Source organism: Nocardia sp. NPDC050175, from assembly GCF_044459885.1.
Taxonomy (GTDB): Bacteria; Actinomycetota; Actinomycetes; order Mycobacteriales; family Mycobacteriaceae; genus Nocardia.
Genome location: NZ_JBITJI010000003.1, coordinates 494,120 through 508,674, shown reverse-complemented (window position 1 = coordinate 508,674; position 14,555 = coordinate 494,120). Strand labels below are relative to the sequence as shown.

Genomic DNA, 14,555 nt, shown 5'->3' with positions numbered 1-14,555 from the left:
TCGACGGGTCGGAACTGTCCGAAAGGTACCGTTCGTCCGGCTATTCGGCCGGCTTGTCCGCCTTCGCGTCGGCCTTGTCGCCTTTCGCGTCGGCCTTGTCGCCCTTCGGCGCGGGCTTGGCGTCCAAACCCGCCTCCTTGCGCTGCTGCTCGGTGATCGGGGCGGGCGCGTCGGTCAGCGGGTCGACGCCGCCGCCGGTCTTCGGGAACGCGATCACCTCGCGGATCGAGTCGAGCCCGGCGAGCAGGGCGACGATCCGGTCCCAGCCGAACGCGATGCCGCCGTGCGGCGGTGCGCCGAATGCGAAGGCGTCCAACAGGAATCCGAACTTCTCCTGCGCCTCCTCCAGGCTGATCCCCATCACCTTGAAGACGCGTTCCTGCACATCGCGGCGATGGATACGGATGCTGCCGCCGCCGATCTCGTTGCCGTTGCAGACGATGTCGTAGGCGTAGGCGAGCGCGGAGCCCGGGTCGGTGTCGAACGTGTCGACCGACTCCGGCTTCGGCGAGGTGAACGCGTGGTGCACCGCCGTCCACGCCGAATGCCCAAGCGCCACATCGCCACTCGCGGTGGCCTCGGCGGCGGGCTCGAACATCGGCGCGTCCACGATCCACACGAACGCCCACGCGTTCTCGTCGATCAGGCCGACCTTGCGGGCGATCTCGGCGCGCGCGGCCCCGAGCAGCCCGCGCTGCGCCTTGGCCGGACCGGCCGCGAAGAACACGCAGTCGCCCGGCACCGCGCCGACGTGCTTGGCCAGCCCGTCGCGCTCGGCGTCGCTCAGGTTCTTGGCGACCGGGCCGCCGAGCGTGCCGTCCTCTTGGATCAGCACATACGCCAGCCCCTTGGCGCCGCGCTGCTTGGCCCACTCCTGCCAGGCGTCGAGCTGGCGCCGCGGCTGGCTCGCGCCGCCGGGCATGACGACCGCACCGACGTAGTCGGCCTGGAACACCCGGAACGGGGTGTCCTTGAAGTACTCGGCGCACTCGGTGATCTCGATGCCGAACCGCAGGTCCGGCTTGTCGGAACCGAAGCGGCGCATGGCTTCCGCGTAGGTCATATGCGGAATCGGGGTCGGGATCTCGTAGCCGATCAGCTTCCACAGCCCGGCCAGGATCTGCTCGGCGAGCAGGATCACATCGTCTTGGCGCACGAAGCCCATCTCGATGTCGAGCTGAGTGAACTCGGGCTGGCGGTCGGCGCGGAAGTCCTCGTCGCGGTAGCAGCGCGCGATCTGGTAGTAGCGCTCGATGCCGCCGACCATCAGCAGCTGCTTGAACAGCTGCGGGCTCTGCGGCAGCGCGTAGAAGCTGCCGGGCTGCAGGCGCGCGGGCACCAGGAAGTCGCGGGCGCCCTCCGGGGTCGAGCGGGTCAGCGTCGGCGTCTCCACCTCGACGAACTCGTGGTCGGCCAGCACCGCGCGGGCGGCGGCGTTCGCCTTGGACCGCAGCCGGATCGCATGCGCCGGGCCTTCGCGGCGCAGATCCAGGTAGCGATACTTCAGCCGCGCCTCTTCGCCGGGCTGCTCGTCGAGCTGGAACGGCAGCGGCGCGCTCTCGTTGAGCACCTCGAGCTCGGTGACGTTCACCTCGATGCTGCCGGTCGGCAGGTCCGGGTTCTCGTTGCCGTCCGGACGCAGCTCCACCACGCCGGTGACCCGCACGCAGTACTCCGCGCGCAGCCGGTGCGCCTGCTCGGCGGGCTCGCCCTCGCGGAACACCGCCTGCGACACTCCCGACGCGTCGCGCAGATCGATGAAGATCACGCCACCGTGGTCACGCCGCCTGGCCACCCATCCGGTGAGGGTCACGGTCTGACCGGCATGCTCGCTTCGCAGCGAACCAGCCAAGTGGGTGCGCAGCACAAGGTTCCTTTCGACGACTCCGGCACCGGCACGATATGACCAGGTGCGGTCCCATCGTAGTGAGACACATCCGTCGAGTGGAAACCGATGTCGCCACACCCGTGCGAAGCTGTATCGGCTGGGTATGTCCGAGCCGTGGCGACAACGAGAAAGCGACGACGATGACGTTCAACGAGGGCATGCAGATCGATCCCAATCGGGCGTCCTCCGGCGGGCCGGGGATGGGCGGCAAGATCGCACTTGGCGGCGGCGCGGGCGGCCTCATCGTGCTGGTGCTCACCCTGCTGCTCGGCGGTGACCCCGGTTCGATCCTCGGCCAGTTCACCGGTGCCGAAGACCAGCAGCAATCCCAGCCCGGCGCGGGCACGCCGGCGCACTGCAAGACCGGCGAGGACGCGAACAAGTACGTCGACTGCCGGGTGATCGCGACCGCACAGAGCCTGGACGTGGTGTGGACCGATCAGCTGCCGAAGCAGACGCGCACGCAGTATGTGCAACCGAATCTGCACCTGTTCTCCGGCGCGACGGCCACCGGCTGCGGCAACGCGACCAGCGACGTCGGCCCCTTCTACTGCCCGCCCGACCGGACCGCCTACTTCGACGTCAGCTTCTTCCAGGAGCTGGTGGATCGCTTCGGTTCGAGCGGCGGCCCGCTCGCCCAGGAGTACGTGGTCGCGCACGAGTTCGGTCACCACATCCAGAACCAGCTCGGCGATATCAACCGCGCCCAGCGCGATCCGCAGGGCGCGAATTCCGGCGCGGTGCGCACGGAACTCCAAGCAGACTGCTACGCGGGCCTGTGGGCACACTTCGCCGACAAGACGCCCGGCGTCGGCGGTGGCCCGCCGTTCCTGAACCCGCTGTCCGACAACGACATCAACGACGCACTGTCCGCGGCCGCGTCGGTCGGCGACGACCGGATCCAGCGCGCCGCGCAGGGCCGGGTGAACCCGGAGAAGTTCACCCACGGCAATTCCGAGCAGCGGAAGAATTGGTTCCTCACCGGATACCGGACCGGACAGGTCAAGGCCTGCGATACGTACTCGGCACGCGACCTGACGAATCCGCCCGGCCTGCGCTGAACCGGCCGCTCGCCGATCTGGTTGGCGGACAACACGACTGCGCCGACCGCGACTCGCTGACATTCGCCACGCGCGGATTTGACGCTCCGCTGACATCCCTGTGCGATGTCAGCGGAGCGTTTTCATTGACAGGGAGGTTGCGATCCATGCGACGAACGAAAGCCGCACTGCTGGTTGCCATGCTGGCGCTCGCGCTCGGCGCAGGCACCGCCACCGCCGAGCCGGCCGATCAGCCGAGCGTGCACGGGCCGATCTCGGCGCCGATGGCCCTGCTCACCCTCACCAAGATCCCGAACGGCTGGCAGACCCGGGTCGACCTGCGCCCGCAGCTGGAGGTGTCCAGCGACGGACGAGCCGTAAAGATCCCCGATGCCGTTGCCTCGGACCGCAATCCGGACAACCTGCCGCAAAAACTCAGCGGCCACATCCCACCCGACGTGCTCGCCGCCGCCCTCACCGAAACCCGAGCCCTGGCCACCGTCGACTTCGGCATGCCCAACATCACCGACCAGGGCAGTCAGATCATCGACCTGATGCCCCAAGCCCCCGAAGAAGACGCCCACCTGGTCGTCTACGCCCCCGAATTCACCGAGGGCCTGGCCCCCGAACAACAAGCCGCCCGAAAGCGGTTCACCGACCTCTACCGCAAACTCCTGGACGCCTTCGTCCAAGACGCCTAACCCCACCCACCGCGCACCCATTCGCCCGCCGCGCACGAAATCCCCGGCAATCTCATGCGCGGCGCGCTAATCCGTGCGCAGCGCAAGAATTCGCGACCAGCACAGCAACGGTCACTACCCCCGAACAGTTGTCGCCAACAGCCGCACTCTCTCTCGGGATCGGCACTGGCTTTAGGGCCCGAGAGCGAGTGCGGATCCCGAGACCGAGTGCAGATCTACGCTGCCAACAGCGATGACGCCCTCCCGCGCACGAGTTATGCAGCCGCGCACGGTATTGCTGGCAATTTCGTGCGCGGCTGCACAATTCATGCGCAGCGACCACCACCGGATCACTCGACGGGCCGACCCGCTGACTACTTCGTGCTTGGCCAAAGCGCTTGGGACGCAACCCGATCGCGACGTGAGAACCCATCCGTACACCCACTGTGTCAGCCCCACACCGCCTGTACTGAGTGTGGGGCCGACACAGCGGGTGTACGGCGGTAGCTTCACCACCTCGGAAGCCGAGATTTCGCTGATTATTGGGCTCTCGAAACGCCACCACAGCCAGATGACCACCTCAGCAACGCGACATCGCGCACCTGACGCACACCTAAAGCCGGGTACGGCAGGCGACGCGACCACACTACTCACGGGAAAACGTGGACAGGTCTTCAGCTTCTATGAACTGCCCCACCTGCGGAGTCCTAAGAAGCACTTGCCCGGAAAGGTCCACCTTTCCGAGGGTCTCTGGGTGTACTGGTCCGCGTTGGTGTACCGAGAGATCTCCGGTGGTGTGCTGTCCCCGAGGTTTTCGACTGGTTCATCGGATGACCGGAGTAGTGCTGGGCACGTGAGGTGGGGTCCCCGACCTTAGTTACCGGTCAGGTGCGTGATGTCGCGTTCCAGCGTGGTCATCTGGCTGTGGTGCTGTTCTCGAGCGCTTTCGAAGGAATAAGCGTGTCGTGTGGACGTTTTCGGGGTCGCTGGGGCTCCGATGCGCACCCTTTGTTCTGGCCGCTCACCGTTTCTGTGACCCGAACACCCGCTGTACCGGGTGGTGCGGTCATAGAAACGGTGTTCGCCTGACAGAAGGGTGTGGGGGTGGGTACACGATCAACGGGACGGGTTGGCGGAGGTGAGGATTCGACGGGAGGCCTGGCTGTGGCACCGTTCTCGAGCGTTCTTTCAGGCCAGGCAGTCCGGAAGGTGCGGTTTCGCACGCGGGATGGCGCGCTCGTCGAAATCTGCACTCTCTCTCGGGATCTGCACTCGAAATAGGGCCCTAGAGCCAGTGCAGATCCCGAGAGAGAGTGCAGATTCGTTGCGCGGTGGCCGAGCCGCGCGCTACCCCGGACGCCGAACAGCCCGGCTCGAGCGAACTTTCGCTCGGGCCGGGCTGTGCTGGACGATTCGTTAGAACTGGTCCTGTTCGTAGTCCGACGTGACGATCTCGTCGGAGTGGGTGGCGCCGATGACGTCCGGGGTGGATTCGCCGAGGGGGCCGGTGAGATCGTCGTTGCCGGTGGCGCTTTGGTAGGGCTGCACGGTGCGGGAGTGTTCGTCCTCGCCGCGCTGGCCGCCCGCGGCACCGGCGCCGCCGCCCATGAAGCTGTTGCCCGCGCCGGTGCCTGCGGCGCTGGTGCTCGGGGCACCGGTCGCACCGGGGCCAAAGCCGGTACTGCCGGGGATGCCGCTGATCGGGCGGATCGGCGACATGCTGGTGCCGGGGAGGGCGGCGACCTTGGGCATCGACGGAATGCCGGGCGTGCTGGGGCGACTGCTCGGGCTGCCCGCGCCGGTCCGGCTCGGGCTGCCCGGCACGCCGGTCGGGACGCCGTGGCTGGTGGTGCTCGGGCTGCTCGGGCTGGTCACCGACGCGGTCGTGGTCGAATTCGGCGTGCCGGTAGGCGAATTGAGGCCGGCGGCCTGGGTCGCGGTGTCCGACGCGGTCGACTGCGCCTGCTCCAGGATCGGCTGGCCGACGTTCTGCGCCAGCGCCTGCGCGACCTCCTGCGGGGCGGGCCCGCCGCCGGGCGCGACCAGCTGCTGCACCATGCCGCTCAGCTCGCCCGTCTTGCCCGCCAGATCGCCACGGGTGGCGTTGACGATGCCGACGGCCTGACCGAGGTGCTCGGTGGCCGAGGCCATCAGCGCGGCCTGGGCGGGCGGGGTCAGGATCACCGGCGCCATCGCGGCCGCCTGGGTGGCGAACGACGAAGCGACGGTGAGCAATTGCCCGTTCCCCTGCTGCACCACCGCGGCGGCCTTCTGGGTGAGGTCGGAGATGTCGATGCCGCGCTTGCTGGTTTCCTGGCCTTCGACATTGTTCTGCTGGCTGGTGGCCTGCGCGTTGCGCGCGGCCTGGCTCTGCCACAGCTGTTCGACGGTGGTCATGCTGCCCTTGCCGACCTGCATGGCCATGTCGATGACCTTGGAGGACTGACTCAGGATCGCGGTCGGGTCGAGCGCGCCGATGACGCCGGAGCCGAAGCTGCTGAGCAGATCGAGGATCGGCTTGATCAGCATGTCGACGCCGGGCAGCGCGGGCACCGAGATGCCCTGCATGAGCGCGGCGACCGGGTCGGCGGGCAGGGCGGGCAGCGAGGTCGGGATGGCGGCGGTGGCCTGGCTGATCGCGGCAGCGACCGTGCTCGGCGCGGAGCCGACGGCACCGTTCAGGACGCCGGTGGCCTGGTCGAGTGCCTGGTTCACCGGAGCGGCGACGTGCTGCAGCGCGTTGTGCGTGTCACCGAGCAGGGCCGAAACATCGGACGGGACACCGGAGATGCCCTGCGCGTCCGGCGTCTGATTGCCGTTGAGTCCCGGCAGACCGCCCGGCATGCCGAGCGCGTTGTGCTGGTCTTCGCTGAGCCGCTTGGACAGCACGAACTCCGGCGGCTCGAACGGCGGCATATCGTCGGGCACCTGGCCGAGCGGCACATCGAGGATGGCCTGGGCCGCCGAGTTGTGCGTCGCGTCGAGCACGGCCTGCTGGGCGATGGCCACGTGCTGGTCGGCGGAGTGCGCCATCGCGAGTTCTTCGGGCGCGATCACCCCGCTGTCGAGTGGCTTCATACGGCGCCGCCGATCTGGTTGCCGATGGCATTCAGCGCGCCCGCGCCGGACCAGTCGGTCGCGTCGTACGCCGCGGCGGCGCTGAACGCGGACTCCGAGAGCTTGTTGTACTTGGCCGAAAGATCGTTGATGTCCTTCGCCTGCAGCACCTGTGCCGCGGCGAACATCGCCAGGTAATCCGCCCCGATCAAGCCGAACACCGGCACGAGTGCCGAGACGTTCTTGACCGCGTCGAAATTACCTGCCCCCGCAAGATCACCGGCGATGCCCGCGTTCGTGGCGGCGAACGCCCGGACCGCGTCGGTCTCTACCGAGAGATCACTCATCGAGTTGCCCCCCAAATCGTCGTGCACATCAGTGTCGTGAACTTCTTCGTCGTCACCGTCTGCCCATTGCCGAACGGCATGACCGCTACGGATGGGCCCAATATAGCGGACGGTACCGGCAACTTTCGAGCCCATCGCGACGTTCACAGAGGGAATGCCGAGGTTGGCAGTGGGAATGGAAAGGAACTGGAACGTGTTGCAAATTAGAACAAGTTCTATATTCTCGATGCCATGAAGGTCGCAGTGACCGGCGCAGCCGGCTACCTTGGCACGAATCTGCTCCGCCTGCTCGTCGCGCGCGGCCACGAAGTCACGGCTATAGATCGAGTGGTGCCACCGACGGCCGAGGAGCCGAACGTCACCTGGGTGAGCGGAAACGTGCTCGATCCGGCGTCGATGCGCGCCGCGCTCGACGGTGCCGAGATCGTGTATCACCTGGTCGCGCTGATCACCCTCGCCGAAAAGCACGACCTGGCCTGGAAGGTGAACACCGAAGGCGTCCGGGTGGTCGCCGAGGCCGCGCTCGAGGTCGGCGCGCGGCGCATGGTGCACGCCAGCTCGATCCACGCGTTCAACCAGTACACCTGCGGCGGCAACATCGACGAGAGCGCCCCGCGCTCGACCGATTCCGCGCTCCCCGTCTACGACCGCTCCAAGTGGGCAGGCGAGATCGAGCTGCGCAAGGTGATCGACCAGGGCCTGGACGCGGTGCTGTGCAACCCGACCGGCGTGTTCGGCCCCCTCGACTACAGCAAGCCGCTGTCCCGCATCAACCGCACGTTGAAAGACGCCGCGCAAGGCCGCATTCCGGCGATGATCGGCGGCGGCTTCGACCTGGTCGACGTGCGCGACGTCGCCCAGGGCCTGATCCTGGCTGGCGAACGCGGCCGGACCGGCGAGAACTATCTGCTCGGCGGCGAGATGATCTCGATGCTCGACCTCTGCCGACTTGCTGCCAATCACAGCGGCAAGCGCGGCCCGCGCTTCTCCATCTCCCCCAAGCTCGTCGCCGGCGTGATCCCCGTGCTCGCGCCGATCGGCAAGCTGCTCAAGTCCGACATCGTCTCCAAAGCCGCACTGGGAGCACTGATTTCGGCTCCGGTCGTGGATCACCGCAAGGCCGAGCGCGAACTCGGCTACCTCCCGCGACCCACCGACGAAACCGTGCGCGACCTGGTCGCCTTCTTCGCCGATCCCACCCCTGCCACCCCGGATACTCGGCAGATCGCCTGACCTCTCGAGCGACACCCGGAGCGGCTAGTCAAGTTTGTCTAGTCGCCCACCGGGTGTTATTTTTGAGCAGCTAGCCAAATTTGGCTAGCTGTGAATGAGAGGCTGGGCAAGATGGCAGGCGAAGTGACGACGCCGATATTGCCGTGCAATTCGATCGATGAGATCGCCGAGTTCTATCGGATGCTGGGATTCGAACAGACCTACTACCAGGTGCGCCCCAACCCCTGTGTGGCGATGCGCCGCGAGGACATCAACCTGCAATTCTGTGGGATCCCGGGGTTCGACCCGGCCAACTCCTACGGAACGTGCATAGTGGCCGTCCCCGATACCGGCGCGCTCTTCGCCTCGTTCGCCGAGGGAATGCGCGCGGTGCACGGCAAGCTACTGGTCACGGGCACGCCCCGGATCACCCGGCCGCGCAAGCGAAAGAACGCCGACAACCTGTCCGGCTTCGTGGTGATCGACCCCGGCGGCAACTGGATTCGATTCTTCCCGCTGACCCCGGCGCCGACCGAGGAAGAACCGGACCACAGCAGGCTCCGCAAGTCCTTCGACAACGCGGTCGTGTTGGCGGATTCGAAAGGCGACAACGCCCAGGGTGCCAAGATTCTCGATGGCGCCCTGGCGCGCGAGTCGCACAGTGCGACGACGATCGACCTCGTCGAAGCCCTGACCTTCCGCGCCGAACTGGCCGTACGCATGAACGACCCCGAACTCGCCCACCAATTACTCGCCCGAATTCGAGCAGTCCCGCTGACCGAGGCCGACCGCGCAACCCTCGCCGACGCCCTAGCCAATGCCGATGAACTACAACGAATTTCCACCGACTGAAAGGACCCCATGTCCGCGGTTCGCCTCCTCGTACTCGGCGCCATCCGACGCCGTGACCGCGCCCACGGCTACCAGGTACGCGCGGACCTGGAGTCCTGGGGCGCCCACGAGTGGGCGAGCCTGAAGTCCGGCTCTATCTACCACGCACTCAAAGCCATGACCGCCGAGGAACTTCTGCTCGCCCACGAAACCACCCCGAGCACCACCGGCGGACCGCCACGCATCGAATACGAGACCACCGACGCGGGCGACCAGGCGTACTTCGCCCTGCTCCGCACCGCCCTCTCCCAACGCGACCCACGCATGGACATGCTCGCCGCCGCCGTCGGCCTCATCGATGACCTCCCCCGCGCCGAGGCCATCGACCTACTCCGGCAACGTGCCGACGCGATGGAACAGTGGCGAGCAAGCGTCACCGGCGAACTACCACCCGGCACCGACCTCGACACCTGGGGCCCAGTCGGCGAAGTCCTCGGCCTATGGCTGCACACCGCGGACACCCGCGCCGAATGGACCCTCCGCCTACTCCGCCGCCTCGAGGCAGGCGCGTTCGACATGGCCGACGACAAACCCGCGTCTTGACGATCGGCAAACTAACTTTGCGGAACCGGCAAACCCTGGGCACAGTGACCGTATGAGTGACGAATTCGAGGCCGTACTGGCTGCGGTCGGGCCGCGGTTGCGCCGGTTACGCCGCGGCAGGGGGACCACATTGACCGCATTGTCGGCGAGTACCGCCATTCCGATCAGCACGCTGTCGCGGCTCGAGTCCGGGCAGCGCAACCCCGGCCTCGGGCTACTGTTGCGGCTGGCGAAGGCCTATCGGATGCCACTCGATGAACTCGTCGGCGCTCCGGCCAGCGGCGATCCACGGGTGTACCCGCAGCCGTTCCTCCGCAACGGGATGACCGTTATCCCGTTGGCGCGCAATCCCGGTGGGCTACAGGTGTTCAAGCAGGTCCTGCCGGGCGGCCCGAACGACGTCCAACCCGAACCGCGTTCCCACGACGGATACCACTGGCTCTATGTCGTCAGCGGACGACTACGCGCCGTACTCGGCGACCAAGACCTCGTCCTCAACGCAGGCGAAGTCGCCGAATTCGACACCGAACTGCCGCACTGGTTCGGCAACGCCGACACCGAGCCGGTGGAATTCCTCAGCATCCTCGGCCCTCGAGGCAAGCGCCTCCGCACCAGAGCCCGCTACCGACTCGCCTGACTCTCGCCGACCGCGCGCTGGGCCGGTAACTCGCAGAAGATTGCACATCAGCCGAACATATGTTCGACTGGATCGGTGCGGTGGCAAAGCCAAACCCTCAACGCCGACGACGGCGCGCTGCCCGGGCTCACCCGGGCGGGTTTGACGCGCACCGTGCAAACGCCCGAGTTCGAGGGCATCACCTTCCACGAGGTGCTGTGCAAGAGCGCGCTGAACAAGATGCCGGAGAGCTCGGGCCTGCCGTTCGGCTGGACGATCAATCCGATGCGCGGCTGCTCACACGCCTGCCGCTACTGCTTCGCCCGCCCGAGCCACGAGTACCTGGATCTGGACGCGGGCAAGGATTTCGACTCACAGATCGTGGTGAAGACGAATATCGCCGCGGTGCTGCGCAAGGAACTCAACCGGCGCTCCTGGCATCAGGAACCGGTCGCGCTCGGCACCAATACCGACCCCTATCAGCGGGCCGAGGGCCGATACCGGTTGATGCCGGGCATCATTCGCGCCCTCACCGATTCGGGCACGCCGTTCTCCATCCTCACCAAGGGCACCCTGCTGCGCCGCGATCTGCCGCTGCTCACCCTGGCCGCGCGCGAGGTGCGGGTCAGCGTGGCGGTATCGATCGCGATCTTCGATCTGGACCTGCATCGCAGCCTGGAAACCGGCACCCCGTCACCGAAGGCCCGCCTGGAGATGGTGCGTGCACTCACCGACGCCGGTTTCGACGTGAATGTCATGGTGGCGCCGGTGATTCCGTACCTCACCGACAGCAAGGACCACCTGGACGGACTGTTCGGCGCGATCGCCGACGCCGGTGCGCAATCGGCCGTCGCCTTCCCGATGCACCTGCGCGGCGCCACCCGGGGCTGGTTCCTCGGCTGGCTCGCCGAGCAGCATCCGGCGCTGGTCCGCCGCTACCGTCAGCTCTACGGCCGTGGCGCTTATGTGACGCCCGAGTACGCGACCTGGCTACGCGGCCGACTGGATCCACTCCTGCAACGACACGCCTTGCAGCGGGAAATACCGGCGGAACCGGTGACACCACCGGAAAGTCCGCACGCCGCCGACCCGCAGCTGGCATTGTTCGGCTGACGCCTCGAGCACCGGCCGCCGGTGAACTTCACGCATTACCAGTGAACCTCACATATCGGGCGGACGCACCGCCCGGTGCGGAGTACGTTGGCGATGGCACCCCTCTCATGAGCGAGGAAGTGAAGCAGGCAGATGGTTTCGCATCACAACGAGGTCGGCACAGCCCAAAACACTGCCGACGCAGCGAAATTGGAAAAGGTGGTCATCCGGTTCGCCGGTGACTCCGGCGACGGCATGCAGCTGACCGGTGATCGTTTCACGCACGAAGCGGCCGCGTTCGGCAACGACCTCGCCACCCAGCCCAACTTCCCCGCCGAGATCAGGGCACCACAGGGCACGTTACCTGGCGTTTCGTCGTTCCAGATCCAGATCGCCGACTACGACATCCTCACCGCGGGCGACCAGCCGGACGTGCTCGTCGCGATGAATCCGGCCGCGCTGAAGGCCAACCTGGAGGATCTGCCGCGCGGCGCCACGGTGATCGTGAACACCGACGAGTTCACCAAGCGCAACCTCACCAAGGTCGGCTACGCCGCCGACCCGCTCGACGACGGCACCCTCTCGGACTTCGTGCTGCACCGCGTCCAGATGACCTCGCTCACCCTCGGCGCCACCGAGTCCACCGGCGTCGGCAAGAAGGACGGCCAGCGCGCGAAGAACATGTTCGCGCTCGGCCTGCTGTCCTGGATGTACGGGCGGCCGATCGGCGGCACCGAGAAGTTCATGCGGGAGAAGTTCGCCGCGAAACCGGACATCGCCGAGGCCAATGTGCTGGCGTTCCGGGCGGGCTGGAACTACGGCGAGACCACCGAAAGTTTCGCCACCACATACCACATCGCACCCGCGAAACTGCCGCCAGGCACCTATCGGCAGATCACCGGCAATACCGCGCTCGCGTACGGACTGGTCGCGGCGGGTCAGCTGGCAGGCCTGCCGGTTTTCCTCGGCACCTATCCGATCACCCCGGCCTCGGACATCCTGCACGAGCTGAGCAAACACAAGAACTTCGGCGTCACCACCTTCCAGGCCGAGGACGAGATCGCGGGAATCGGTGCGGCACTTGGTGCTTCGCTCGGCGGCGCGCTCGGCGTCACCAGCACCTCCGGACCGGGGCTCGCGCTCAAGAGCGAAACCATCGGTCTCGCGGTGATGACGGAACTGCCACTGCTGGTGATCGATGTGCAGCGCGGCGGACCATCCACCGGGCTGCCGACAAAGACCGAGCAGGCCGATCTGCTGCAGGCGCTGTACGGGCGCAACGGCGAATCGCCGGTCGCCGTGCTCGCGCCGCGCTCCCCCGCCGACTGTTTCGCCACCGCGGTCGAGGCGGCCCGGATCGCGCTCACCTATCGCACACCGGTGCTGCTGCTGTCCGACGGTTCGATCGCGAATGGTTCGGAGCCGTGGTCGATTCCGCGGGTCGCCGACCTCGCGCCGATCGATCCGGCGTTCGAGCCCGACGGCGACGACGCGGATCCGTTCCAGCCCTACGCCCGCGACCCGGAAACCCTGGCCAGGCCGCTCGCCGTGCCCGGAACCAAGGGCCGCGCGCACCGGATCGGCGGCCTGGAGAAGGCCGACGGCAGCGGCAACATCTCCTACGAACCGGCCAATCATGAACTGATGGTTCGGTTGCGGCAGGCCAAGATCGACGGCATCAGCGTGCCCGATCTCGAGGTCGACGACCCGGACGGACGGGCCGAACTGCTCATCATCGGCTGGGGCAGCTCGTACGGGCCGATCGGCGAGGCCTGTCGCCGTGCGCGCCGCCGTGGCGTGCCGGTCGCGCAGGCGCACCTGCGGCATCTGAATCCGTTGCCCGCCAACCTCGGTGCAGTATTGCGGAGCTATCGCACGGTGGTCGCGCCGGAAATGAACGGCGGCCAGCTCGCGCTGCTGTTGCGCGGGAAGTACCTGGTCGATGTGCGGCCGTGGACCAAGATCGCGGGCACCGCGTTCTCCGCGCAGGAACTCGTCGGGGTCATCGACGCCGCATTGGACGGCTCGCTCGAGGAGCTGGAACAGGACAAGGCCTTCGCCGCCCGAGCGCGGGCCACCTACGTCACGACCGGGGGTACCGAATGACCATCGTGGAAACCTCGCTTGTCGGCACGGATCTGGGCCTGACCGGACTGTCCGGCGTGCCGACCGCACCGGGCCCGCAGAAGGTGAAGGACTTCACCACCGACCAGGAGGTGCGCTGGTGCCCCGGTTGCGGTGACTACGTGATCCTGGCGACCGTGCGCGGCTTCCTCGCCGAGCTCGGATTGCGCAGGGAGAACCTGATGTTCGTCTCCGGGATCGGCTGCTCCAGCCGCTTCCCGTACTACCTCGAGGCGTACGGCATCCACTCCATCCACGGCCGCGCGCCCGCCATCGCCACCGGGCTCGCGGTGACCCGCCCCGACCTGTCGGTCTGGGTGGTGACCGGCGACGGCGACGCGCTGTCCATCGGCGGCAACCACCTGGTGCACGCGCTGCGCCGCAACGTCAACATGACGATCCTGTTGTTCAACAACCGGATCTACGGGCTCACCAAGGGCCAGTACTCACCGACCTCGGAAGAGGGCAAGGTCACCAAGTCGACCCCGATGGGTTCGGTGGACCACCCGTTCAACACGCTGTCCATCGCGCTCGGCGCCGAAGCCACCTTCGCCGCAAGGGCTTTGGACTCCGACCGCGCGGGCCTGACCGAGGTGCTGCGCGCCGCCGCCGAACACCGCGGCACCTCGTTCGTCGAAATCCTGCAGGACTGCCCGATTTTCAACGACGGCGCGTTCGACGCTCTGCGCCGCGAGAACGCCGCCACCCACCTCGTCCCGCTGCACCACGGTGCGCCGATCCGTTTCGGTGCCGAGGGCGAATTCGCCGTCGTACAAAGCGGTTTCGGCCTCCAGATGGTCAGCACCGACACCGTCGCCGAATCCGACATAGTCGTGCACGACGCCTACACCGACAACCCCGAGTACGCCTACGCCCTCTCCCGACTCTCCGACCAGGGCCTGGACCACGTCGTTACCGGCATCTTCCGCAGCGTCAGCCGACCGACGTACGACGACGGCGTGCGCGCGCAGACGACGATGGCGCGGGAACGCAAGCCAGTCGAGCAGGACTCACTGCAGTCCCTGCTCTCCGGCCAGGAAACCTGGACCATCGACTAGCGAAAAG

General features: G+C 67.1%; 12 protein-coding genes. 9 read left to right on the top strand and 3 right to left on the bottom strand.

Annotated elements, in window-relative coordinates; genetic code table 11:
* Nucleotides 1-40 precede the first annotated feature (40 nt).
* Nucleotides 41-1,867 carry an aspartate--tRNA ligase gene (gene aspS / locus ACIBK2_RS13320; protein ID WP_396966794.1) on the bottom strand — a complete coding sequence of 609 codons (1,827 nt, stop codon included), beginning with the start codon at nucleotides 1,865-1,867 and terminating at the stop codon, nucleotides 41-43.
* 161 nt (nucleotides 1,868-2,028) lie between these two features.
* Here aspS and ACIBK2_RS13315 point away from each other — a divergent pair, with 161 nt between their 5' ends.
* Both ACIBK2_RS13315 and ACIBK2_RS13310 read left to right on the top strand, forming a co-directional pair.
* On the top strand, nucleotides 2,029-2,949 hold the full coding sequence (locus ACIBK2_RS13315) for a neutral zinc metallopeptidase (protein ID WP_396966792.1): 921 nt from the start codon (nucleotides 2,029-2,031) through the stop codon (nucleotides 2,947-2,949).
* 146 nt (nucleotides 2,950-3,095) lie between these two features.
* Nucleotides 3,096-3,629, top strand: a complete 534-nt coding sequence (locus ACIBK2_RS13310; RefSeq protein ID WP_396966790.1) for a hypothetical protein — start codon at nucleotides 3,096-3,098, stop codon at nucleotides 3,627-3,629.
* Nucleotides 3,630-5,024: 1,395 nt separating this feature from the next.
* Here ACIBK2_RS13310 and ACIBK2_RS13305 read toward each other — a convergent pair.
* Both ACIBK2_RS13305 and ACIBK2_RS13300 read right to left on the bottom strand, forming a co-directional pair.
* Nucleotides 5,025-6,686: a hypothetical protein gene (locus ACIBK2_RS13305; protein WP_396966788.1), complete on the bottom strand. Its 1,662-nt coding sequence runs from the start codon at nucleotides 6,684-6,686 to the stop codon at nucleotides 5,025-5,027.
* Nucleotides 6,683-7,318, bottom strand: coding sequence for a type VII secretion target (locus ACIBK2_RS13300; RefSeq protein ID WP_396966786.1), 636 nt, complete (start codon nucleotides 7,316-7,318; stop codon nucleotides 6,683-6,685). The genes ACIBK2_RS13305 and ACIBK2_RS13300 overlap by 4 nt, the downstream gene beginning before the upstream one ends.
* On the opposite strand from ACIBK2_RS13300, the gene ACIBK2_RS13295 reads away from it, so the two are divergent.
* From ACIBK2_RS13295 to ACIBK2_RS13265, 7 genes are all read left to right on the top strand, one after another.
* Nucleotides 7,244-8,245 carry an NAD-dependent epimerase/dehydratase family protein gene (locus tag ACIBK2_RS13295; protein ID WP_396966784.1) on the top strand — a complete coding sequence of 334 codons (1,002 nt, stop codon included), beginning with the start codon at nucleotides 7,244-7,246 and terminating at the stop codon, nucleotides 8,243-8,245. The two genes, ACIBK2_RS13300 and ACIBK2_RS13295, sit on opposite strands and share 75 nt — an antisense overlap.
* 111 nt (nucleotides 8,246-8,356) lie before the next feature.
* Entirely contained in the window at nucleotides 8,357-9,076 is a 720-nt protein-coding gene (locus ACIBK2_RS13290) for a VOC family protein (RefSeq protein WP_396966782.1), read from the top strand.
* A 9-nt stretch (nucleotides 9,077-9,085) separates the two neighbouring features.
* Entirely contained in the window at nucleotides 9,086-9,658 is a 573-nt protein-coding gene (locus ACIBK2_RS13285; RefSeq protein WP_396966780.1) for a PadR family transcriptional regulator, read from the top strand.
* Nucleotides 9,659-9,710: 52 nt separating this feature from the next.
* On the top strand, nucleotides 9,711-10,295 hold the full coding sequence (locus ACIBK2_RS13280) for a helix-turn-helix domain-containing protein (protein ID WP_396966778.1): 585 nt from the start codon (nucleotides 9,711-9,713) through the stop codon (nucleotides 10,293-10,295).
* Between the two features lie 75 nt (nucleotides 10,296-10,370).
* Nucleotides 10,371-11,387 carry an Rv2578c family radical SAM protein gene (locus ACIBK2_RS13275; RefSeq protein WP_396966776.1) on the top strand — a complete coding sequence of 339 codons (1,017 nt, stop codon included), beginning with the start codon at nucleotides 10,371-10,373 and terminating at the stop codon, nucleotides 11,385-11,387.
* Between the two features lie 132 nt (nucleotides 11,388-11,519).
* Complete coding sequence (locus ACIBK2_RS13270) at nucleotides 11,520-13,472, top strand: 2-oxoacid:acceptor oxidoreductase subunit alpha (RefSeq protein ID WP_396966774.1); 1,953 nt, start codon at nucleotides 11,520-11,522, stop codon at nucleotides 13,470-13,472.
* Entirely contained in the window at nucleotides 13,469-14,548 is a 1,080-nt protein-coding gene (locus tag ACIBK2_RS13265) for a 2-oxoacid:ferredoxin oxidoreductase subunit beta (protein WP_396966772.1), read from the top strand. Before ACIBK2_RS13270 ends, ACIBK2_RS13265 begins: the two co-directional genes overlap by 4 nt.
* Nucleotides 14,549-14,555: the final 7 nt, after the last annotated feature.

Bases quoted from the DNA above. Each gene is read 5' to 3' on its own strand.
- ACIBK2_RS13315 (WP_396966792.1), top strand. From the start codon at position 2,029: ATGACGTTCAACGAGGGCATGCAGATCGATCCCAATCGGGCGTCCTCC.
- ACIBK2_RS13310 (WP_396966790.1), top strand. From the start codon at position 3,096: ATGCGACGAACGAAAGCCGCACTGCTGGTTGCCATGCTGGCGCTCGCG.
- ACIBK2_RS13305 (WP_396966788.1), bottom strand. From the start codon at position 6,686: ATGAAGCCACTCGACAGCGGGGTGATCGCGCCCGAAGAACTCGCGATG.
- ACIBK2_RS13295 (WP_396966784.1), top strand. From the start codon at position 7,244: ATGAAGGTCGCAGTGACCGGCGCAGCCGGCTACCTTGGCACGAATCTG.
- ACIBK2_RS13290 (WP_396966782.1), top strand. From the start codon at position 8,357: ATGGCAGGCGAAGTGACGACGCCGATATTGCCGTGCAATTCGATCGAT.
- ACIBK2_RS13285 (WP_396966780.1), top strand. From the start codon at position 9,086: ATGTCCGCGGTTCGCCTCCTCGTACTCGGCGCCATCCGACGCCGTGAC.
- ACIBK2_RS13280 (WP_396966778.1), top strand. From the start codon at position 9,711: ATGAGTGACGAATTCGAGGCCGTACTGGCTGCGGTCGGGCCGCGGTTG.
- ACIBK2_RS13270 (WP_396966774.1), top strand. From the start codon at position 11,520: ATGGTTTCGCATCACAACGAGGTCGGCACAGCCCAAAACACTGCCGAC.
- ACIBK2_RS13265 (WP_396966772.1), top strand. From the start codon at position 13,469: ATGACCATCGTGGAAACCTCGCTTGTCGGCACGGATCTGGGCCTGACC.